Consider the following 21,674-nt stretch of genomic DNA (forward strand, 5'->3'; position numbering starts at 1 on the left):
TCATGCCATGGCCACTGACCGGGGAAGCACCACGATGAAGTTGTTCAAGTTGTCCGCACGCAGGCTGGCGGTGTTGATCGGTTGCGTAGCGTGCTCGGGGCTGGCGAATGCCAGGGCTACGGACGATCACTCGACCGATCCGGCCTACGCCAGGTACTACCAGCAGGCGGTGAACTGGGGCGGCTGTCCGCCTTCGTTGTTCACCGATGGAAGCACGATCCAGTGCGCCCTGATCACCGTGCCGATCGACTGGGCCGACCCGAGCCACGGCAACATCACCATCGGCATCTCCAGGCCGCTCCATTCGCCGTCCCACGCTCGCCTGCTGCTGGTCAACGCCGGCGGCCCGGACAACTCCAGCGCTTCGCAGGCGGAGATGCTCGAGCAGTTGCAGCCGCAAGTGCAGGCCAATCACCTGGTGGTCGGCGTCGACCTGCGCGGCATCACCGATGGCCTGGGTACCCAGGTGAGCTGCGACTATGCACCGCGCAGCGGCGCCGAGAATTTCATGGACGGCGACAGCCGCAATCCCACGGCCGCCAGCGTGCAGGCACAGCAGGACTGGTGGCATCGTTCGATCAGCGCCTGCCTGCAACAGCACGCCACCTTCCTCAAGAGCATCAACACGCCCAACCACGCCCGCGACCTGAACCTGGTGCGTGCAGTGCTGGGCTTCCCCCGCGCCGACCTGCTTGGCGTGTCCAGCGGCAGCAGCCTGATGGCGTATGCCAACCGCCTGTTTCCGGACCGGTTCGAGCGCGTGGTGCTCGACAGCAACATGAACTGGTTGCACCTGGACTGGCAGCAGCAGGACTTGAAGCGGATGTCGATGGATCAGCTGAACGTGCAGCAGGCTTTCATTCCATTCATCGCGCGGCATGATGACCAGTTCCACATGGGCACGACGCCACAGCAGGTGATGACGACCTTCCAGCGGATCTACCAGGCCGCCTCGCAGCACCGCATGGGCAGCGTGACGCCGGACCAGGCGCTGGCTTCGCTCGATGGCACCGGCATGTGGGTGTTCTGGGATCTGCTGGTGTCACCGTCACTCGGCGCGATGTCGCAGGCGCTGGATGGCGACCCGGCACACATCGCCGCTGCCGAACAGATGGGCGCGATGACCTCGGTCGACCTGCGCAGCCAGCCCGGCTTCAACCCGATGGCCGACGTCCTGCAGTGCAACGACTCGGGCTCCACCGATACGCGCAGCATCGCCCGCAAGATCGCGGATGTCCGCACGAACTGGGCGATCGGCGCCTCCACCCTGATCGACAAGTGCCAGCACTGGCCGTGGCGACCGGTGCTCGACCGCCTGCTGGAGTCGCGCACCAGGGTGCATGCGCTGATGGTGCAGAACGAGTTCGATCCGTCCACGCCCTACTCGGAGGCGCTCAAGGATCGCCTCCTCGACGGCCCCGCCGCGCGGATGGTGCTGGTCAACAACGCCACCACCCACGGCGTGATGTTCGACGACAACAGCTGCACCACCGGCGCGGAGTTCGCCTATCTGAACTCAGGCGACATGCCTGCCCGCGACGTGGTCTGCCAGGCCAAGCCGATGCACTCCTTCGCCATGCAGGACGCTATGACCCACGAATACGGCTACCCCGCCGCGGGCTGGTGGCTGCCGCCCCCGCCGAACACGCATCAGGCGAACTGGCTGCTGGTGCCCTGAGAGGTTGCGACTTCACAGCCTCGAAGCCCGGAGACGGCAGGACAGTGGATGGAGAGGGCACGGACGCCCGGGGCGAGACAACGCAGGAGCCGTTGCCCACCCCGAATCGGGGCGAGGCGGGCACCGTTGTTCATCGCCCACCGGAAACTGTCTCGGTGATCCGCCGACTGCCCGCGTTCCCCAGCCTCAGAAGTCCGACTTGGCGAAACGCGCGACACCCTGGTTCCTGCCCGGCGGATCGAGCGTGCTCAGGTCGAGTTCGATCGGCGTGCCGATCCAGTGCGCCAGCGTCGTGTGGTCGGCCAGGTCGTCATCGGTGAGCGGATGGACCAGCGCGGTGAGGCCGGAGGCTTCGATCAGCTTGAGGATGGCCGGCAGCGCTTCTCCGGTGTAGTGGATCTCGAACTGCGGGATCGGATGCGGGCCGGCCTTGCCGTCCTTGAGCTGGCCTACGAAGAGCAGCCGGGGGATCGCACCCAAGTTCATGCGATCGATCAGGTCACGCCGCACGGCCTCGGCCGCGGCACGCGTTTCGGAAGTGCAGTAGATGTGCGCGTGCCAGGGCGCTTCGTGTTCGCTCATGTCGATCCTCCGCTCGCCGGGCTCACGCATCCGCCATCAACTTGCCGGCCTTGGCCCAGCCGTCGCGCGGCACTTCGCTGATCAGAATATCCACGCTTTCCGGCGGACAGGCCAGCGTCTCGGCGGTGGCGCGGGTCACTTCGCGCACGAAGGCGCGCTTCTGTTCCACGGTGCGGCCGGGAAGCATTTCGAGGTGCAAGGTGGGCATGGTGTTCTCCGATGAGGCCCCGGATCGAGGCGGCGCCATGGTGCGCCCTGCCTGCACCTTGATAAACATGCCATGATTTGACCCATTTCAAACCCTCAGGTTGTCAATCATGAACAAGCTGGCCGGCATGGAGATGTTCGTCCGGGTGGTGGAAAGCGGCAGCTTCACTGCCGCCGCCGAGCTCAGCCGGGTCTCGCCCACCATGGTCGCCAAGCACGTGCGCGCCATCGAGGATCGACTGGGCGCGCGCCTGCTCCACCGCACCACCCGCCGGCAACAGCTCTCCGACGTGGGGCGGCTCTACTACGAGCGCTGCAAGCAGGCGCTGGCCGACGTGGAACTGGCCGAGGCCAGCGCGTCGGAATTGCAATCCAGCCCGCGCGGCCGCCTGCGGCTGGTGTCGCCGGTGAGTTTCGGCAGCCACAGCCTGGTGCCGGCGCTGAGCGAGTACATGGCGCGCCACCCCGAGGTCGGCGTCGAACTGACGCTGGACAACGGTCGTCCCAGCCTCGTCGACGAAGGCTTCGAACTGGGCATCCACATCGGCGACATCAACGAGCCCGGCTTGGTCGCCCGCCCGCTGCAACCCTATCGTCGACGCCTGGCCGCGGCACCGGCCTACCTGGAGCGACATGGCCAGCTCGATCATCCGCAGCAACTGGTTGCACACGAATGCCTGGGCTTGTCGTACTGGCGGCGGCACGACCTCTGGCGACTGGTCGGGCCCGCCGGAGCCACCTGCAACGTCGCCGTGCAGGGCCGCTTCACGGCGAACCAGGGCGATGCCCTGCGCATCGCCGCGCTGAACGGCATCGGCATCGTGCTCCAGCCCGAGGCGGTGCTCGCCGATGACCTGGCCTCCGGCCGCCTGTTGCCGGTGTTGCCCGAGTGGTCGCTGGCGCCCTCGCCGATGTACCTGATCTATCCGCAGAACCTGCATCCCACCGCCAAGCTGCGCACCGTCATCGACTTCCTGGTCGAGCGGTTCGGTTCGTCGCCGAAGCAGTGACGGGATGCCTGCGCAGTCTGCCGCATCCGTTCCCTTGCATCGCGTGCAGCTCCGTTCGCCTGCTCCCACGAACCGCCGAACAAGTTTTCAGCCGTGAGGGTCGGCGACGATTCGCATCGAATCCCGTCCCTGGCCACTGTTCGCCGGCATCTTCAACGCTTCGCGTACGGCGCCACCTGGCTGCGCAGGATTTTCCATTCCGCCGCGGTCAGCGGCAGCTCCGGGTATCGACGGCTGTAGTAGTCGGCAAGGTCGCCGCTGAACGGCCAGTCCGAAGCAGGCAGGAAATGGCGCAGCCCGATGCGCCGGATCAGCGCCACCAGCGCCTGCTTGTCGGCGGGACGGCTGTCGTCCCTCCACACGTCGGCAAGATCGAACCAGACGTGCCTGAATTTTCCGGGATGCCGGTCGAATGCGTCGGCAAACGCGCCCAGCGCGGACAGCGTGGCCTGGTCCAGTCCGCCCCAGCCTCCCGCGTGGGCGATCTGCACCGGGGTGTCGCCGGCTGCAGGGAGTACGTCCGCCAGGAATCGCTGCACGTCGCGTGCGCCGTAATCCATGCTTGCGGGGCGCAGATGGATCATGATCGCCAGGCGGGCGTCGGCCGCCGCGTGGAACACCGCCTTCAGCGCCGCCACGTCGCGGTCGCGTCGAAGGTTCACCCCGGACGCCGTGAGGTGGAGTTTGATGCCGGTCACGGCGGGGTTGCCGCGCCAGCGCATGATTTCCGGCAGCGCGTCGGGCCTGAGTGGATCGATGGCCACGAACGCGCCCAGGCGACCACCGGATTCGCGCGCGAGATTCACGGTCCAGTCGTTGGCGGCGCGCAGCAGCGCCGCGGCGTCGGCGCGTTGCGGCACCATCATCGGGCTCTCGGCCAGGTAACCCGTCGACATCACCAGCGCGCGCCGGACACCGGCACGATCCATCGCCCGCAGCAAGTCGTCAGGCGTCAACGGCGCGGTGATCGCCGGATCGCAGGCGCCATAACGCTCGACGCTCTTGCAGTAGCCAGGCAGAAAGTCGCGGATCGCCGGCGAGTTCACGTGCACATGGTGATCGACGCGCACCGGTACCAGGCGATCTCGCGCCGGCAGCGCGCTGCATGCGGCCAGTGCCAGGACCAACGACGCCACGCAAGGCCGCATCAGCACCCGCGTGACTGCAGACCTTCCGACAGGAAAATGCACGTCGCCTCCCGACCTTCGCCGTACGTTTGACCATGTCGCCCGCGCGACATGCGTTGCGTTCGATGCTGCCCATCATCAAACGCCGTTTCCGTGTCTGCAATCGCGATCCGTTCGGCGCCGGCCGATCCGCCGGGCTGCAGCCGCTGGTCGATGCGAACGCCTTCACCGCTGCTGTGGCGTGGGCGCGGCATCGGGCTCCCAGCGCAGCAGGTCGCCCGGCTGGCAGTCCAGCGCCTGGCACAGCGCGTCCAGCGTGGCCAGGCGGACAGCCTTGGCCCGTCCGTTCTTCAGCACCGCCAGGTTCGCGGGGGTGATGCCGATGCGTTCGGCCAGCGTGCCGACGGCCATCTTGCGCCGGGCCAGCATGACGTCGATGTCCACCACGATGGCCATCAGATCACCTCGTCCAGTTCGGACTGCAGATACCTGGCCCGGGAATCCAGCGCCACCGCCTGCTTGAGCAGCATCCGCAGCACCAGCACGATCAGCGCCACGCCGCCGATCACCAGCGAGGCGCCGCAGACCATCGCCACCAGGCCGGGAGCGATTTCGTCGCCCGGCGTGGTGCGGTTGCTGTGCGCGGCCACCACCGCGATGCCGAAGGTCAGCACCGAGGCCGCCGCGATTGCGCCGATCACGATGTCGACGTAACGGAATGCCGCCAGCGAAAACACCGTGCCGCGCCGGACCATGGTCAGCAGCCGCCAGATGCACACCGCGGTCACCTGCATCGTCAACACGCCCAGGATCACGATCACCACCAGCGGAATCCGCACGTCCGCCCGCGCCGATTCCAGGTCCTGCCACAACAGCGGTGCGATCACCCCCTGCACCACCAGCGAACCCGCCAGGGCGATCGCGATCACCACCCGCAACGCCAGCACCGCAAGATTCCCCATTGCCGCTCTCCCCATATCGTATGGAGATCGCAATATATCGTAAAACGATAGATTTACAATGAAGAACGATGTCACCGACGTATCGATCGGAGCCGCGCTCCGACCCGCCTCAAAGCTCTGCACCCCCAAACTCCGCTGCATTCGCCTCTGCCGGAACCAGCTTCGCCAGCGCCCGGGCGATATCCGCCTGCCGGAAGGGTTTGGCCAGACGGGCGAGCCCCACGGTGTCGCCGGCCGGTCCGCTGTAGCCGGTGATCAGCAGCACCGGCAGCTGGGGTTGCCAGCCGTGCAGGCGGCGCGCCATTTCGGCGCCATCCATGCGCGGCATCTTGTAGTCGGTCACCACCACATCCACCTGCAGCCCGTTCTGGATCTTGTCCAGCGCTTCGGCGGCGCCGCCCGCTTCCACCACCCGATGCCCCAGCTCGCGCAGGAGCATGGCGATGCCGTCGCGCACGAGCTGCTCGTCATCGACCAGCAGGATGTCGAGCGACCGGGTGGCGGGCCGGGGCCGATCCATCCGGGCGTCAAGCTGCGAAGCCGTTGCCGCCGCGGCGGATGCCACGGGCAACCACAGTTCGACACGCGTGCCCGCGCCCGGCGTGCTGGTGATCGCGAAGTGGCCGCCAAGCTGGGCGGCCAGGCCATGCACCATCGACAGGCCCAGCCCGGTGCCGCGACCGGTTTCCTTGGTCGAGAAGAACGGTTCCACCGCACGCGCCAGCGTTTCGCGGTCCATGCCGGTGCCGCTGTCGATCACGCTCACCCGCACGTACTCGCGCGCGGCGAGCTTGGCCATGTCGGCACCACCCGCCACCACGTCGGCGACAATGGTCAGCACGCCGCCGGCGGGCATCGCGTCGCGCGCGTTGACGCACAGGTTCAGCAGCGCCAGCTCCAGCTGGTTGGGATCGGCCAGCGCCTTCGGCAGGCCGGGCACGCTGTCGATGCGCAGCTCGATGGCGACGCCGATCGAACTCCTGATCAGGTCGCGCATGCCGGCCAGCAGCGCCACCATGTCCACCGCCTGGGTCTGCAGGCTCTGGCGCCGGGCGAAGCCCAGCAGCCGCTGCACCAGCGTCTTGGCGCGCTCGGCCGATTGCAGGGCGCCATCGATCAGGCGCGCGGCACGAGCGTCGGCATCGCCGTACCGTCGCTGCAGCAGGTCCAGCGCGCCGGTGATCGGCATCAGCAGGTTGTTGAAGTCGTGGGCCACGCCGCCGGTGAGCTGGCCGATCGTCTCCAGCTTCTGCGCCTCGTGCAGCTTGGCCAACGCTTCCTGGCGAGCCGCGGTTTCTTCGCGCACGCGCTGTTCCAGCGTACCTGTCAGATCGCGCAGCGATTGCTCGGTGGCGCGCTGTTCGGTGACGTCGATGTGCACACCCACCCATTCGACGATGCTGCCGTCGCGATGAAAAGTGGGAATGGCGCGCGTGCCGAATATCCGCCACTGGCCATTCGCCACGCGCAGGCGATGCTCGAACTGGAACACGCGTCGCTCCTCCACCGCGGCCTGCCACGCCGCGAGCGTGGGTTCGATGTCGCGCGGGTCCAGCACACCGGTCCAGCCGTGTCCCTGGTACTCCTCCCGGCGCTGCCCGGTCAGCGCCGCCCAGGCCGGTTGCTCACCCTCCATCTGGCCGTGCGCGTTGCTGGTCCACAGCACGCCCTGCACGGCCTCCACCGCCGCACGGAACCGCTGCTCGCTGTCGTAAAGGGCATCCAGCCGGACGCGTGCGTCGTATTGCCGGCGCCGTCCGCGCAAGGCGGACTGGGCCAGGCTGACCAGGGTGGTGGGATGGAACGGACGCTCCAGGAAGGTCACGTTGCCCAGCACGGTCAGCAACCGGTGGGCGGCGGGGTTGCGTTCGATGCCGCCGCGGCTGGTCAACAGGATGAACGGGAAGTCCGACCACTGCGGCTGTGCCGCCAGCCAGTTCGCCATCGCGTGCAGGTCGGCCTGCAACAGGTGTTCCTCGGTCACGATCGCCAAGCCGGCGCCCGCTTCCATCCCGCGCACGAGTTCATCCAGCGACGGGCACACGTGCGAACCCAGCCGTGCTTCGGCGAGGATCGCCGCCGCCACGTGGGCGTCGCGCCCCCGTGGTGCGAGGATCAGGGCGCGTTCGGAAAAAGCCGGAATCACGGCCGATCCGGGAACAGTCGGCTTTCCGCATCGACGCTGGATATCGTCGGCACGCCGCGCAACACGCCCTGGAACTGGGTCAGCGGCTGGCCCAGCTGGAAGCCGTGGGTGCCGATGCGGTACTCGCGAATGGTGTCCTCGTGGGCGCTGGCGCGCTTCTTCACCACCGAAATCGCCCGGCGCACCCTTCCGGCCGCTTCGAAGTAGCGCAGCAGCACCACGGTGTCGGCCAGATACGTCACGTCCACGGGGGCCTTCATGTCGCCCACCAGACCGTGCTGGGCGACGGTGAGGAAGGTCGTCACCGCGCGCCGGTTGAGGAACTGCAGCAACTCGTGGATGTGCAGCACCAGCGCCTGTTCTTCGGGCATGGCAGCCTGGTAGCCGTTGAGGCTGTCGATCACCACCGTGCGCACGCCCGCCTCCACATGCTGGCGCACGCGCGCGGAGAATTCGCCGGGTGTCATCTGCGCCGCGTCCACCTGTTCGATGATCAGCTGACCGTCATCGACCATGCGCCGCAGGTCGATGCCGACACCGAGCGCACGCTGATACAGCAGCCCCAGTTCCTCGTCGAACACGAACAGACCCGCGCGCTCGCCGCGCTCGATCGCGCCGGAGATGAAGGTCAGCGTCAGCAGCGACTTGCCGGTGCCGGCCGGGCCCAGCACCAGCACGCTGGAACCGCGCTCGATGCCGCCACCAAGCAAGGCATCGAGTTCGGGCGACGCACTGGCCAGCCTGTCCCGCGCATACGTATCGCTGTCGCGGTGACCGGCGACCAGACGGGGGAACACCGTCACGCCGCCCTTGCGGATCACGAAGTCGTGGTAGCCGCCCCGGAATTGCCGGGCGCGATACTTCAGCACGCGAAGACGACGGCGCTCGGCGCCGTAGTCCGGCGACAGCTCTTCCAGCCGGATCACTCCGTGCGCGATGCTGTGCACCGTCCGGTCGGTCAGTTCACTGCTGAGATCGTCCAGCATCAACACGGTCGCGTCGTTGCGGGCGAAGTAATGCTTCAGGGTCAGGATCTGGCGCCGGTAACGCAAAGAGCTCTGTGCCAGCAGGCGGATCTCGGACAGGCTGTCGAGCACCATGCGATCCGGCACCACACGTTCATAGGCCTCGAAAATCCGGCCGGTGGTTTCACCCAGCTCCAGGTCGGACGAATACAGCAGGCTCTGCTGCTGCGCTTCGTCCAACAGGTTTTCCGGCGGCACCAGTTCGAAAATCTCCACGCCGTCCAGCGACCAGCCGTGCGACGCCGCGGTGGCGCGCAACTCGGCCTCGGTCTCGGACATCGTCACGTAGAGCACGCGCTCCCCGGCATCGCGTCCCGCCAGCAGGAACTGCAGGCCGATGGTGGTCTTGCCCGTACCCGGGCTGCCTTCGAGCAGGAACAGCCGGCCCTTCGCAAAGCCGCCTTCCAGCACATCGTCGAGCCCGGCGATCCCCAGCAGGGCGTGGTCAGTCAGATGTTCGTCCAAGCTGTGCCTCCTCCGGGATGAAAATACAGGGCCACCTCTTAGCACAGCCCTCATCGCGATGACGCGAACGCGGGCGATGCGCGCGCACCGACAGGTGCGGTCAAACAGTTGAGGTTCATCTCGGGCCGTGCGGCGTGAAGTTCCTTTCACGTCGTGGCCATGGCCGTGAAGGTTGCGGCGAGCGGCCGGTCGGCACCGCATCGAACAGCTGCTTCACCGGGCAAGCAATCGAAGCAGCTCAGCCGCCACTCCGGACTTGACGAGCCAGACACAGCCTCCCAGGTTCACCGCAACGGTCACCCGGAAAGCAAACTTGAATGTGTGCTTCACCGTCTTGTGACGAAACTGTTGCCGGGCAATCAATGCGCCCGGCCAGCCACCGAGCAGGTCGACCAGATGCAGATGGCTTTCCGGGGTGCGACTGCGGCTGCGCCCCTCTTGCGCCGCGGACTTGTCCGCCCAGTACATCAGGTAGGACACCAGACTCATGCCGAAGTAGACCGCCAGCAGCGCGAGCGGAAGAAAGCCGGTCGCCCATGCGACCACGCCGATCACCAGCGAGCCGGCCCCGAGCGCGGCGCGCGGCATGCGGGGTTGCCGCGACGACGGTCGAGCCACGGCTGCCCTTGCTCCGGCATGACGGATCTGTTGCGCGTTGCTGCGTCCGCGCTCATCGACGACGGGCAGGTACGAAATGAGATCACCCGCCGCGGGTCGACGCGCGCCGGGCGGAAACTGACTGATGTGCACAAACGTGCGCGTGCCGCCGCCATTCGGCACCACGAAGCCGAACCCCTTGTCGTCGTTCCATTCGGTGATCCGACCCGCAAAGCGCATGGCTGCCTCCGTCAGCGAAGAATGGTGTCAGGCGGCCGGCGGCAGGGCAATCTCGACGAAGCGAGGGCGCTGGCAGACGTTGCCGATGGCCGTTGCCGCCCCTCGCGCACGGACTGATCTACGCGACGACCCGCGCCCTCGCGATCACGCTTGCAGTGGCATGCCGCGGAAGCGGCGGCAATCCGCTGCCTGCAGGCGAACCTCGCCGCAGAGACAGCGGCCGATGCATGTCGTCATGGCCGGCCTCCCCAGACATGCGATCGCGGCACCGATCCAGGCGACCAACGGCGGCACGGCAAAACGGGCGCCCCGAGACGCCCGTTTCGCTGTTACGTCATGGCTCACGCGGCCCTGGGAAAATCCAGCGTGGTGTCGTTGATGCGGTTGACCATGTTGGTCAACAGGATCGCGCTCACCACCAGCGGGATCTCGACCAGTTGGCGATCGTCGAACCCGGCCGCCTTCAGCGCATCGACGGCGGCGGCGTCCAGCGTGCCACGCTGCTGCACCAGTTGCAGCGCGAACTTCACCAGCGCATCGATGCGCGCGTCTTCGACATAGGCACCGCTGCGCAATTCACGTGTCTGCTCCGCCGTATAGCCGGCCATCTTGCCGGTCATGGTGTGGGCGGCCACGCAATAGTCACAGCCGGTGGCTTCGCTCACGGCAAGGTTGATCGCTTCCTGCTCGCGCCGGGAGAGCGAGCTCTTCGCCAGCGTGGCGCCGGTGTCGAGCATGTGGGCCAGCACGGCCGGCGCGTTGCTGCCGATGGTGGCGTAGACATTCGGCACCTTGCCGATGTTGCGCTTGACGATGCCGAACAGCTCGGCAGCTTCCTGGCCGGCCTGGTCCGGGGCGACTGTGTGCAAACGGGTCATGGGGTAACTCCTGTGGAAGAAAGAGGCGGCGTTGCCTTGGGCATCTGCCGGTGGAGACAATGATGGGCGTCGCGCTGGCGCCATCGTGTTGCGCGCGTCTCGATCCTGGTTTCATTCGTCTTGAGGTACCGATGGACAGTTTGAGCACCCTGGTGACTTCGATGGGCCTGCACGGACGGGTGGACCTGCTGTGCCGTTTCGCCGGCGCATGGTCGGTGCCGCACCCGGAGTCGCCCCCGGGCCAGGTGCCCTACCACGTGGTGCTGGCCGGCGAAGCCCTGCTGGAAGTGGGCCGCGAGAGACGGCCGTTCGTGGCTGGCGATCTGGTGCTGTTTCCGCGCGGCTCCGCCCACACCATGCGCCCACGCGGACGGCGCCACCCTGGCGTTTGCCGAAGTACGCCGCCCGCTGGGCCGCCTGGTCGAACTGGCCAGCGATGCGCCGCGCAGCGACTTCGACATGCTGTGCGGCACCTTCGAGCTGGGTCGCCACCACGCCCTGCTGCTGCGGGCGCTGCCCGAGGTGGTGCATCTGCGCACCAGGGGCCGCGACGACTACGCCGGCCTGCACGCACTGCTGCACACCATGCGCCATGAAAGCCAGCAGGCCTCGCCGGGCGGCGACGCCGTGATCGCGCACCTGTCCGCCGCGCTGTTCACCCTGGTGGTGCGCACGCTGATGGACCAGGGCGACTTGCAGCAAGGCCTGCTCGCCCTGTTGATGGATGCCCGCGTGGGTCCCGCGCTGGCCGCCGTGATCGCCGCCCCTGCCGAGCCGTGGACGCTGGAGCGACTGGCCGAGGTCAGCCGCATGTCGCGGGCCAGCTTCGCGCGGCACTTCGCCGAACTGTCACCGGCCACGCCGATGGACGTGGTCACCGCCTTGCGCATGGACCTCGCCGCGCGCCTGCTGCGCGAAACCCCGCGTTCCATCGAGCAGATCGGCGAAGCCTGCGGCTACACTTCGCGCGCCGCCTTCGGCCAGGCTTTCAAGCGCGTGCACGGCACCAGCCCCGCCGCGTTCCGTCGCCAGGCCGGGTAACCGGAGAAGGAAGCCGGGGACGGTTCGCCCCGGCACGGTTCGTATCCACCACCGCGCGCGACGAACATCAGTCGCGCGATCGCAGGACCATCCACGCCATCAACAGCACGGCAATCAGCACGCCCAGCGAGGCCAGTCCCAGCAACGGGCCGATGACCGCCTCGGGAACCTTGCCGCCGTAAAGCAGCACCAGGCCGACAGCCATCGCCAGCGCCGCAAGCTGATGCAGGTAGAACTGGAAGCCGGCGACCCGCCCGGCCGCGCGGGGCAGCCACAGCTTGTGGATCAGGGCGTAGACGAATGACACCACGAAACCCACCAGCAGGATATGCGCGTGCGCAACGAACAGCGAGTGGTCGTGCGAAGCCGCCATGTACATGCCCAGCCCCATGCCCGCAACGGCATAGGCGAAACCGCAGAGCAGAAACTTCCGGTCGAGTGTCATTTCAGTTTTCCCCTGGTCGCCAGTGACCGGCCACGATGTCGAACGATGCGCTGCCGGCCCCGCATCGCCGCCGGACAATGATGATACGGGTTCCAGTCGGCCCCGCGCACCGCGCTCGCGCAGTACATTCATACAGGTATACTGTGTATTTCGACGACCGGACAATCAGGAGCGCGCGATGTCGTTGGAGGCCATCAAGGCCGTGGTACGACGGTTCAATGACGAAGTCATCGCCAGGGGAGACCGTGCCTCTTTCGATGCACTGATGCAGCCGGACTTCGTCAACCGCTCGGCACCAGCGGGTGCACCGAACGGGCCGGAAAGCATGTGGAACACGTTCGCGAACGTCCTGCGCCCCGCGCTGGACAACCTGGTCGTGACCATCCACGACCAGGTCGCCGAAAGCGACAAGGTCACCACCCGCAAGACCATCACCGGCATCCACGTTGGCACGCTGCTGGGCGTCGAAGCTACGGGGCGGACGGTCACCATCGAGGTGATCGACATCGTTCGCATCGCCAACGGGCGCTATGCGGAGCATTGGGGGCTGAACACCCTGGCCGCCACGCTGGCACAGCTGAAGAACTGAACCATTTCACTCCACCGCAGCCGCGCTGAGCCGCTCCAGCAGTCCGATCGCCGTTCGCAGTTGCTTCCGTTCCGCCACGGACAACGTGGTGCCGATGAGCGTGCCGATCCGTGCTGCGCGTGTGCCCCGATCGCGCAACACCTGCGCACGGCCAGCGCGCGACAGCGACAGCTGCCAGCTGCGTCGATCGGCGGAGTCCGCACTCCGCTCGACCAATCCATCCGCCACCAGTTGCGCCACCACCACCCGCATCGTCTGGTGCGTCACCCGGCGCCGTTGCGCCAGCGCCGCCACGTTCATCGCGCCCTCGCGGGCCAGCAAGCCAAGCGTTTCGGACTGCGCCGATCTTTCGGTCGCCGTCTCCTCGCGGATCGCCCGCACGAACGTGCCAATGGCCCGACGCAGCTCCTCGGCCAAGGCAAGGGCATCGGAAACCGGATCGTCTTGAAGCTTGCGTGTCGTCATCTCGCCAGTGTGCCGTATTCCTTGACCGGGTGGCTCCGGCGCCGTGGCAGGCAGCCGTGGCAGGGACGATCCGCGGGACGACGACCTGGTTCCCGCCAACCCGCCGGCGCCAGACCGTCATGCGAAGTCATCTACATCGGCGGCATCGTGGCGGGCGTTCCGTCCGACCAGGTGGCGACGCCGACCAGCAGGACCGACAGCGGCGGCAGTTTGGCGGCCCCGGCCTGATGCTCCGGCGCGTAGAACCAGTAGTTGCCGCCGAAAACGGGGGAGCCGGAGGCGTTGGCGCCCCAGTCGGTGCCATCCCTGGCGGGGATGTAGAACATCACGTGCGCCATGTCGTGGCCGCCGTCATCGGACAAATAGGACGACTTCGACATCATGTAGCACATGGCGCCCGCGCCCAGCGGCGGGATCTTGCCGGTGCGAAGAGCTGCCTGGATGCGGTCGGCGACCTCGGCATCGGAGCGACCGGCAAGTGTCATCGCCGTGCGAAGCCTGGCGATCGGCGTCACGCTGCGCGCAGCCTGCGGGTTGTCACAACCGGCGGCGCGGATCTTCGGGTTCCATCGCTCGGGCCAGTCCGTGGCGCCGCTGAAACCCCGGGCGACCCAGCAGACGAACCCGTTGGTGCCGGTGACGGCGGTTTCATACCCCTTGAGAGTCAGGACCAGCACCGTCGCGTTCCCGGAAATGGCAGCGGGTGCGGCACTCCTGGCCAGCGCGATCTCCTGCTCGCGGTCCATCAGATAGGCCTTGACGGGAGCCATGCGCGGATAGGACTCGGCCGCCTGCGCCGCGGCGCCGAGCAGGGCGAGACCGACCAGGGCGGCGCAAGCCATTACCCTGGCGGCAAGCCTGCCGATGACGCCGGAATTCGACGGCCTCCGGACGATCCGGAGAAAGCCGCTCTCATTGCTGCCAGACATCCCCGCGATCGTCGTGATGAACATGGTGTTGTCCTCTGTTGGGCGCCCGCTGCGCGGCTCGATTCAAGGCTGCTGCGCGGCCTTCCCTTCCAGCCGCACATGGCAACGACGAAGCGGCTCAACCGAAATCGACATCGACATCGACATCGACATCGAGCCGGAGCTGCGGATATCCGGATTCCTTTGGGTGCGCGTCCGCCGACCTGCTAGATTGAAAACCCGCGTTGGCTGTGGGGAGGCCGTTGAACGATCCGCCTGATGCGGGCGCTGGGGGTTGCTTGCCGATTCGTGCGAGCCGTATGGACGCCTCCGGTGAATCATTCATGCTGCGTCGGTAGCGCCGGTTCACAAGTGCGGCAGTGCTGCGGGTGGGCCTTGCTCGGTGACCTGATGCAAGTCTGAAATCCGCCTTTCACGGGGGACGATATGCGTAGACAACCAGGGAAATGGGCCATCGGCTGCGCAGCGACGCTGCTCGGATCGTTGATGCTCGGCGGCGTGATTGCACACGCGCAAGATACAAAGGCCGCGTCGAATGCGGAAATCACGGCGGCGGAAGCCTGGGCCTTCCCGGTGTACCCGCCGCTTTCCGAGTTGCAGGCGCCGCTGCCGCATCCGCAGGAGCGGGTTCACGTCACGGGCAGTGCGCGTGGCTATATGCAATCGCAGATTGACCAGAGCTTGCCCGACTGGTTTCCGCAGGACCATCCGCCCGCGCCCACGATCGTGGCTGAAGGCCGCAAGCAGATGGAGTCGTGCAAGGGATGCCACGGGTTCAATGGAACGGGCACGCCGGCCACGGCATCGCCGGCGGGCTTGCCGAAGGCGTACATCCTCGAACAATTCGCGGCATTTCGCGCCGGCCAACGCGGCGCGAACACGCCGCGCTCTTCGCAGGATATGCGCAAGGAAGCGCGCGCAGTGGGCGATGACGACCTGCGACTTGCGGCCGACTATTTTTCGAAAATGAAATACCAATCGCACGTCCAGGTGATCGAGACAGCGACGACGCCGAAGATGCACTGGAAGTTTCTGATGCAGGTGCCTGACAAGGGCAGCGCGCGCGAACCGATCGGCCAGCGCATCATCGAGACGCCCGTCAGTTTCGCGGACTACAGGTACGGCAGCGATCGCACGACATACATCGCTTACGTGCCGCCCGGCAGCATCGCGCGCGGCGCGGCGATCTCGGCGAAAGGAACCGGCGCCGCGGCGGCCTGTGAATCCTGCCACGGTGCGACCCTGCACGGTGTCGGCGTCATCCCGCCGCTGGCCGGGCGCTCGCCGACCTACATCATGCGCGAGCTGATCCTGTTCCGCACTGGCAAGCGCAGCAATCCGCAAGCCGCGCCGATGCGCACGGAAGCTTCGCAACTCGGCATCAACGACATGATCGACGTGGCGGCCTATGCCGCTTCGCGCAAACCCTGATGAACAGGCAGAGAAAGGCGGACGTGGTCAATCAGGCCTGAGGGGCGGCACGCTCTGCAAGACAGCGACCGAATCCAATTGGCCACGTCCCCTTCAATTCCATGCAACCGCCAACGAAAACGCCTGCCCTGCTGCAGGGCAGGTTCCATTGCCACCAACGTGATACGGCATCGAATCAATCTCCCGTGTTGCAGCGGGTTTGCAACTTCCTCGAACATGGTGCGCGGTGACCGGACAGCGGAGCGGCCCACGTAGTCGACGAGGTCGGACGAACGGACCGCCTTGCCAGACAACAGTCACATTCGATGGCCGCGTTCCAGTCGATGTCCGGTCGCGGCACAGGTCAAACCTCGGGAGTCGATCGGCAACGCCGTGAAATTTTCTCAGGCACCGGACTTGCCATGACCTCTCTTCACTGATCACGCTCCCGCTCGCGCGCTACTGCGTCGGAGGCGACGTTGCGCTCGCCGGGCTGCCCGCGTGGCGGTGCTTCTTCTGCGTGTAGAGCCTGGCGTCGGCCGCTTCCAGCAGGGATGCAGCCAGGTCGCCATCGTCCGGCGCGGTGGCGACGCCGATGGTGATCTCCGGGTACGCCGCTTCGCGCGCCGCTCCCTCGCGCACGAGCTGGCCGATGCGCGCGGCGATTTCCAATGCAGCGGCATGGCTCGTGTTCGGCAGGACCGCGATGAATTCATCGCCGCCGTGCCGTCCCAGATGGTCGTGCTCGCGCAACAGACCGCGCATGGTGGTGGCCACCCAGGTCAGCGCGCGGTCGCCCGTGCTGTGCCCGTAGTGATCGTTGATGAACTTGAAGCGATCAAGGTCCATCGCCAGCACGCTCAGCGGTTGCTGTCGAAGCCGATGCAGGTCGAGCTCGGCGTCCAGCTGCGAAAGAATGCCGCGACGGTTCAGCACGCCGGTGAGGGGGTCCTTGATCGCCTCGGTCTGCAGGTGACCCTGGGTGGTCTCCCAACTCGCCGTCATCCGGTTGAAGCACTCGGCCAGCACGGCCAGCTCGTCGCGGCCGTCGACGTCCACGCGCACACCGGCCTGGCCCTCCTCGATATGCCGGGCGGCCTGGGTCAACGCCTGCAGGGGTCGCAGCAGAGAGCGCAGGAAGATCACGATCAGCACCGCGGCCACGGCCAGGGTGATCAGCCAGCTCCACATCAGCCAGTGCAACTGACGGCTGCGCTGGGCCGCGGCATGCTCGTAGCGCGCCCTGAGCACGCCGGCCAGGCTTGCCCGCGCACTCGACACGTCCTGTATGGCGCGCTCCAGCTCGATGCGCGTGTTCGCGCTGGCCGTCGCCCCGCTCACATGCCGGGCGTGCACCTGTTCAACCAGGCGGCGAATCGATGGGCGTGCCTGCACCCAGGCCTTCTGCGCGTCGTCGATGACCTGCTTCGGCACATCCTTCGCGTTCGCACCCAGCTGGATGCTCGAAAAGCTGTTGTCCACGTTCTGGGTCAGTCCGGCAAAGTCGGGCACCGAGTCGTGCGACTCGGCCAGCAACTCATCCACCAGCGCCTGTTGCAGGTAATGCTCCAGCGTGGTCAACGGCAGCAGCCCGTGTACCGATTCCTCCACCGAATCGCGGAAGGCCATCTCCTGTTCGTTCAACACCATCATGCTGACGGCACTGAGCACGGCAAGTGGCAGCAACAGCAGCGCGATGATGGCCGTCATCCGCTGGCGCACCGATAGCCTGCGCAACAGCGCCTCGGGGCTTCGTCCCATCGAGATTCACCTCCTTCGTTGCCTGGCATGCACGCTGCGCACCGGGCGCGACCTGCGATGCACGGGCCATCGTACAGCAGGCGAACGGAAGGCCAGCAGGATGGAAATGGCTCATCCAACGGAATCGAGCCCAATGAAGCGGGGACCACTTCCGCCCTCGACCAGTCACGTCCCCTTGGCTGTCTGATTCCGATCGGGCCGCGGATTCCTCACCAGCCCATCGCCACGCCTTCGGTTGCACCGTGTCGCGTGCGCCTGTCCAGTTCGGCATTCGCCGCTTCGGCTCTGCGCATGATCACCCTTCCCTGCGCCTGCAGGGATGCATCGAGGCCACCGCAGGTAACGTCGCGGCGATGCCTTCGCATCAAGGCAACCAGCTCGCGGGCCTCGTCGCGGGCTATCCGCGCGTGCTCTCCCTCGTGGTGGCGTATTGCCCGATCGAACGCATGCCACTTGGCCGTCATGGCGGCCGACGTGCCGGCAGGCGGCGTCCATGCCGGCAAGGTGGTGGTGATGGTCAGCACCACCTTTGGATCGACCAGATTGCAGTGGCCTTCGGCGGGCTGCGTGTCGAAACTCCATTTCAGCTGCGGCGAGGTGTAGCCCCAGTAACGGCCATGCTGATCCCGGTAACCCTTCGCGTTCATCTGCGCAACCAGTTCGGGTTCGCCTCGACCCTCGATTGCGTAATAGCGGACATCCTCGCGGATGACCGGGGCCGGGATGGCTGGTGGCGGCGGTGGTGGCATGACGAACATGGGCGTGCTTCCGGCATCGAGGTTCCGTGCTCCAAGCACGTAACGTTCCAGACGCATGCGGCCGCGCCCCGCGATCGCTCAGGCACTGTCCGCGGACAAAGACTCCGTCCATGCGGACAGCGCGTCGAGGCCGGCGGGAGCCGGAGCGACCGTTCACCACCGGTCCTGGGCGAAAAGCCTCGGGAACAAGCCATACGCTCGATGGCCGATCGGGAAGGTCCCGAGCACTGTCGCCGTCGGCGCCCATTGCGTGATCCGTACCTGGCGATCGTCATCGGCATGGCGGACCCGCTCGCGGCGTATCGGGCCGCTGCGCGCTTGCACGCGCAGCCGCGCCGTCTCATTCCCGGGCGACCGCCAGTGCGGCAGCACGCTTTCCCCCACTCACTTCCCTGCGCCTTCAGCGGCAAGCAAGTCGGCGATCTGTTCGGCCAGCAACCAGTGCTGGGAGGGTCCTTCGTTGCTGGTCAGGGCCACGGCTGCGCCGGTTTCCCACACCATTTCCAGGTTTGCCGTGGTGCCTTCGATGCCCCCCTGATGGCCGCGGACGTGGCGGCCGTGCGAAAGACGCTCATCGATGCCGGCGCCCACGGCACCGGGACCGGCCGGCAGGGCATCGTCGAACATCTTCGCCAGGGTCACGGACTTGAGCAGCTTGCCGCCGTGCAGGGCCGCAGCGAACCGCAGCAGGTCGGCATTGGTGGAATAGCCGCCGCCTGCAGGACTGCCTTTGTAGATGCCCTGCACCCAGTTGGCCTTCCATGTCCGGGAGAACACCCCATCGTCGTGGTAGTAGCCCACCGCCAGTCCGGGCACGATCTGGTCGACACTCTCGAAGCCGCTCGCGGTCATCCGGGCAGGCTCGAAGACATGCTGCCGGATGTAGTCGAAGTAACTTTCGCCCGAGACGTTCTCGATGATGCGACCGAGCAGGACGTAGCCGGCGTTGCTGTAGTTCAACCCCTTGCCCGGCTCGCCCATCCTGGGCTGGCGGGCGATCAGTCCCAGGTAGTCCCCCGGGTTGGCGTAGCGCTTGGCGTGTTCGAAATATTCCGGCACCAGGAAATCGCCGAGGCCCGAGGTGTGGTGCAGGAGCTCCCACACGGTGATCCTCTTCGCCGTCGCCTGGTCGGGATATTCCGGAACCCGCTTCGCCAGCGTGTCGTCCCACGACAGCTTGCCGGCCTCGACCAGTTGCGCAATGGCGACCGCGGTGAACATCTTGCCGACCGAGCCGATGCGGAACTTCGTCTGCTGGTCGACCGGCGCATGGAAGCTGCGTTCGGCCAGGCCGCGGCACTCGTCGAACACGGTCTCGCCGCCATCGAGCACGGTCACGCAACCGGAGAAATCGGACACGCTTGCCAGCTTGTCCAGTACGGCGTGTATCTGTTTTCCCAGCTCCGCATGCGATACCGGTCCCTTCGGCCAGTCCGCGTAAAGCGGATTGTCCATCGGCACCAGGTTCGCCTGCCCAAGCCGGTCCGGATGCGCCGGATCGGCGGTCAGCCAGAACAGCGCGGCCTGCCCGTTGCGCCGTCCCTTGACGGCCACTTCGAGCAGCCCGGGCTGGCGTGGATCGGTGCGCACATCGAACACGTCCAGACCGCCGCTGTCGCGTGCCGCCGAAGCCAGGTCCGTGACAAACGCCGCCTTGTCGTCCGCGGCCATGGATGCCGACAGGACACCGGGCACCCATTGCCTGATCCGTACCGGGCCGTCGTCATTGGCATGGCGGATCAGTTCGCCGGCGAGGTGGCCCACCGGCGTATCGGGCAGCGGCGTGTTTGCGGGTGCTGCAGCCATGCACGGAGTCGCCGCGCAGAACAGCGAAAGCGATGCCCACAAGGGGGCAAACCTGAGCATGCGAACTCGGGAGGCGCGGTCGATCATCGGGAAGCTCTCTGGGTCACCGTCCGACTTGGCGGCGTTGATTCACCAGATGCAGCGAGCTGCCGATCAGTTGCAGTTGCGAAAGCGGGGGCTGCGAAACCGACGTCAGCGTCGACCATTCAATAGGAAATGGACGCGAGCGCACGCCCCCTGAATTCGCCACTACCGGTCAGAAACGGTCCTGATCCTTTTGGGATTGCGGACGCCCGCAAGTGAAGCGCCCCCCGGTTTCCGCTCGGCCGCGCGCCGGGTCACGGCCATGTGATCAGGGACTTGAGGTCTTCCTTGATCCTGGTCACAGCCGCGGTTTCGGGCCGGCGTCCCCGGGCAGCCCAGTAGTATTGAAGGAAGGGATTGCTGATGGAAAGCTGTCCATCCACGTTGCAATCGTCTCGACCACTGATGCGCTTCCCGGGCTTCGGGCTGACGATCGAGACCTTCGCCAGATCATTGTTGGTGTATATCGCGTACGGCTGGTCCGGCAGCAGGATGGGCTCGATCACGACGATGGTGAAATCGGTGATGACGGGCTCCTTCTTCGCCTTGATCTGGTCAGTCATCAACTTGACCATGGCCGGAAGTTCGGTCGTGGTCAGGATGGAATCATTGCGAAGTCCACACCGGCAAACCGCGGTGACATGCCCTCGTGCCGCGTGCCCGAGCTTGCCGGACACGCTCGTGAAGTAGTTGGCGAACGCACCGCCCGGCTCCCACACGAATTGCTTGTTCACATAGCGGGCAGCCGTGGTCGCCTCCAGCTGGCCGAAGATCTCCCCACTGCTGTTCCACTTGTCGATCTTCTTCATCAGGGCAAGTTCGTTGATGCCGTTCCAGAACACGCTCCCGTTGACGGGAGTCGTGGCGTCGAACTGCTCCAGCAACTGCGCGTAGGCTTCCTTGGCATACTCCGACGGTTGCTTGCCGGATTTCTGGACCTCGCGCGCCATATCCTCCTGATAACGCGCAGCGGGAGACCACGCCTTCCAGTCCTTTCCCTGTCGCGTCGCCCCGGCGGCGGCCATCTTTGCAATCGCCGCCCGACGCTGCACCGCCTGGATCAACTCCAGCTTGAACTGCGGTGTCCCGAACATCTTCTGGTACAGCGACGGATCCTTCTTTATCCGTCGCAGCCACGCCAGATCGGACTCCAGCTCGTCCTGCGGGAACTTGTTCTGCAGTTCGACGTACAACTCAAGGGGAATCCTGCCCTGATATGAATTGGGTTGACTGAACAGCATGGGAGCTCCTGTCGGTTGATGGGGTTCCGAAACACCTGCATCGCAATCGAGCCGATCGACAACGGAAAGCGGCCAATCAGGACGGCACGACCGAGCCCGACCCGGAAGACGGTTCGTGAATCTGATGAGCCATGTCCCCCATGTTTCGCAGCCGAGCAGCAAAGCGGTTCAATGAACCTGCCCAGCTTCCCCTGCCCCCCTTCCCTTGACCGATCCCCGACTATCGTC

At 66.4% G+C, this 21,674-nt stretch carries 22 protein-coding genes and 1 pseudogene; 7 read left to right on the forward strand and 16 right to left on the reverse strand.

The genetic code is table 11. From position 1 onward, the window contains the following. The first annotated feature begins 34 nt into the window (after nt 1–34). Nucleotides 35–1,678 carry an alpha/beta fold hydrolase gene (locus UU7_RS13540; protein ID WP_007809180.1) on the forward strand — a complete coding sequence of 548 codons (1,644 nt, stop codon included), beginning with the start codon at nt 35–37 and terminating at the stop codon, nt 1,676–1,678. 186 nt (nt 1,679–1,864) lie between these two features. Here the strand turns inward: UU7_RS13540 and UU7_RS13545 are convergent, their stop codons facing one another. After that, nucleotides 1,865–2,260, reverse strand: coding sequence for a DOPA 4,5-dioxygenase family protein (locus tag UU7_RS13545; RefSeq protein WP_007809181.1), 396 nt, complete (start codon nt 2,258–2,260; stop codon nt 1,865–1,867). A 22-nt stretch (nt 2,261–2,282) separates the two neighbouring features. After that, nucleotides 2,283–2,537, reverse strand: coding sequence for a 4-oxalocrotonate tautomerase (locus UU7_RS13550; RefSeq protein ID WP_083845995.1), 255 nt, complete (start codon nt 2,535–2,537; stop codon nt 2,283–2,285). Nucleotides 2,538–2,577: 40 nt separating this feature from the next. Here UU7_RS13550 and UU7_RS13555 point away from each other — a divergent pair, with 40 nt between their 5' ends. Continuing rightward, nucleotides 2,578–3,477, forward strand: a complete 900-nt coding sequence (locus UU7_RS13555) for a LysR family transcriptional regulator (protein ID WP_007809183.1) — start codon at nt 2,578–2,580, stop codon at nt 3,475–3,477. 152 nt (nt 3,478–3,629) lie between these two features. Here UU7_RS13555 and UU7_RS13560 read toward each other — a convergent pair whose 3' ends face one another. From UU7_RS13560 to UU7_RS13590, 7 genes are all read right to left on the reverse strand, one after another. After that, nucleotides 3,630–4,613, reverse strand: coding sequence for an amidohydrolase family protein (locus UU7_RS13560; RefSeq protein WP_202946804.1), 984 nt, complete (start codon nt 4,611–4,613; stop codon nt 3,630–3,632). Between the two features lie 216 nt (nt 4,614–4,829). Beyond that, nucleotides 4,830–5,060, reverse strand: coding sequence for a helix-turn-helix domain-containing protein (locus UU7_RS13565; protein WP_007809185.1), 231 nt, complete (start codon nt 5,058–5,060; stop codon nt 4,830–4,832). Beyond that, a complete protein-coding gene (locus UU7_RS13570) occupies nt 5,060–5,566 on the reverse strand; it encodes a DUF2975 domain-containing protein (protein ID WP_007809186.1) in 507 nt (168 codons plus the stop codon). Before UU7_RS13570 ends, UU7_RS13565 begins: the two co-directional genes overlap by 1 nt. 109 nt (nt 5,567–5,675) lie before the next feature. Further along, nucleotides 5,676–7,712: an ATP-binding protein gene (locus tag UU7_RS13575; protein WP_007809187.1), complete on the reverse strand. Its 2,037-nt coding sequence runs from the start codon at nt 7,710–7,712 to the stop codon at nt 5,676–5,678. Further along, a complete protein-coding gene (locus UU7_RS13580) occupies nt 7,709–9,202 on the reverse strand; it encodes an ATPase domain-containing protein (RefSeq protein ID WP_007809188.1) in 1,494 nt (497 codons plus the stop codon). Before UU7_RS13580 ends, UU7_RS13575 begins: the two co-directional genes overlap by 4 nt. Before the next feature lie 213 nt (nt 9,203–9,415). After that, nucleotides 9,416–10,039, reverse strand: coding sequence for a DUF1294 domain-containing protein (locus UU7_RS13585; protein ID WP_007809189.1), 624 nt, complete (start codon nt 10,037–10,039; stop codon nt 9,416–9,418). 341 nt (nt 10,040–10,380) lie between these two features. Next, the gene (locus UU7_RS13590) at nt 10,381–10,917 is read right to left on the reverse strand and encodes a carboxymuconolactone decarboxylase family protein (RefSeq protein WP_007809190.1); all 537 of its coding nucleotides are present in this window, start codon (nt 10,915–10,917) and stop codon (nt 10,381–10,383) included. A 161-nt stretch (nt 10,918–11,078) separates the two neighbouring features. On the opposite strand from UU7_RS13590, the pseudogene UU7_RS19095 reads away from it, so the two are divergent. Beyond that, nucleotides 11,079–11,276, forward strand: a pseudogene (locus tag UU7_RS19095) (cupin domain-containing protein); the annotation flags it as partial. Between the two features lie 100 nt (nt 11,277–11,376). Further along, entirely contained in the window at nt 11,377–11,958 is a 582-nt protein-coding gene (locus UU7_RS19100) for a helix-turn-helix transcriptional regulator (protein WP_007809192.1), read from the forward strand. Nucleotides 11,959–12,025: 67 nt separating this feature from the next. Here the strand turns inward: UU7_RS19100 and UU7_RS13600 are convergent, their stop codons facing one another. Next, entirely contained in the window at nt 12,026–12,403 is a 378-nt protein-coding gene (locus tag UU7_RS13600) for a hypothetical protein (protein WP_007809194.1), read from the reverse strand. A 178-nt stretch (nt 12,404–12,581) separates the two neighbouring features. Here UU7_RS13600 and UU7_RS13605 point away from each other — a divergent pair, with 178 nt between their 5' ends. Then, a complete protein-coding gene (locus tag UU7_RS13605) occupies nt 12,582–12,992 on the forward strand; it encodes an ester cyclase (RefSeq protein WP_007809195.1) in 411 nt (136 codons plus the stop codon). Between the two features lie 6 nt (nt 12,993–12,998). On the opposite strand, the gene UU7_RS13610 is transcribed toward UU7_RS13605, so the two are convergent. Further along, entirely contained in the window at nt 12,999–13,457 is a 459-nt protein-coding gene (locus UU7_RS13610) for a MarR family winged helix-turn-helix transcriptional regulator (RefSeq protein WP_007809196.1), read from the reverse strand. Nucleotides 13,458–13,588: 131 nt separating this feature from the next. Further along, nucleotides 13,589–14,410 carry a hypothetical protein gene (locus UU7_RS13615; RefSeq protein WP_157582274.1) on the reverse strand — a complete coding sequence of 274 codons (822 nt, stop codon included), beginning with the start codon at nt 14,408–14,410 and terminating at the stop codon, nt 13,589–13,591. On the opposite strand from UU7_RS13615, the gene UU7_RS13620 reads away from it, so the two are divergent. Then, a complete protein-coding gene (locus UU7_RS13620) occupies nt 14,403–14,645 on the forward strand; it encodes a hypothetical protein (protein ID WP_157582277.1) in 243 nt (80 codons plus the stop codon). The two genes, UU7_RS13615 and UU7_RS13620, sit on opposite strands and share 8 nt — an antisense overlap. A 167-nt stretch (nt 14,646–14,812) precedes the next feature. Further along, complete coding sequence (locus UU7_RS13625; RefSeq protein WP_157582279.1) at nt 14,813–15,817, forward strand: c-type cytochrome; 1,005 nt, start codon at nt 14,813–14,815, stop codon at nt 15,815–15,817. A 438-nt stretch (nt 15,818–16,255) separates the two neighbouring features. Here the strand turns inward: UU7_RS13625 and UU7_RS13630 are convergent, their stop codons facing one another. From UU7_RS13630 to UU7_RS13650, 4 genes are all read right to left on the reverse strand, one after another. Then, nucleotides 16,256–17,557, reverse strand: a complete 1,302-nt coding sequence (locus UU7_RS13630) for a GGDEF domain-containing protein (RefSeq protein ID WP_007809200.1) — start codon at nt 17,555–17,557, stop codon at nt 16,256–16,258. Between the two features lie 209 nt (nt 17,558–17,766). Beyond that, nucleotides 17,767–18,315, reverse strand: coding sequence for a DUF922 domain-containing protein (locus UU7_RS13635; protein WP_007809201.1), 549 nt, complete (start codon nt 18,313–18,315; stop codon nt 17,767–17,769). A gap of 384 nt (nt 18,316–18,699) precedes the next feature. Then, the gene (locus UU7_RS13645) at nt 18,700–20,121 is read right to left on the reverse strand and encodes a serine hydrolase domain-containing protein (protein WP_007809204.1); all 1,422 of its coding nucleotides are present in this window, start codon (nt 20,119–20,121) and stop codon (nt 18,700–18,702) included. Nucleotides 20,122–20,459: 338 nt separating this feature from the next. Next, entirely contained in the window at nt 20,460–21,446 is a 987-nt protein-coding gene (locus UU7_RS13650) for a hypothetical protein (RefSeq protein WP_157582282.1), read from the reverse strand. Between the last annotated feature and the right edge of the window lie 228 nt (nt 21,447–21,674).

This window comes from Rhodanobacter spathiphylli B39 (assembly GCF_000264295.1).
Lineage (GTDB): Bacteria > Pseudomonadota > Gammaproteobacteria > Xanthomonadales > Rhodanobacteraceae > Rhodanobacter > Rhodanobacter spathiphylli.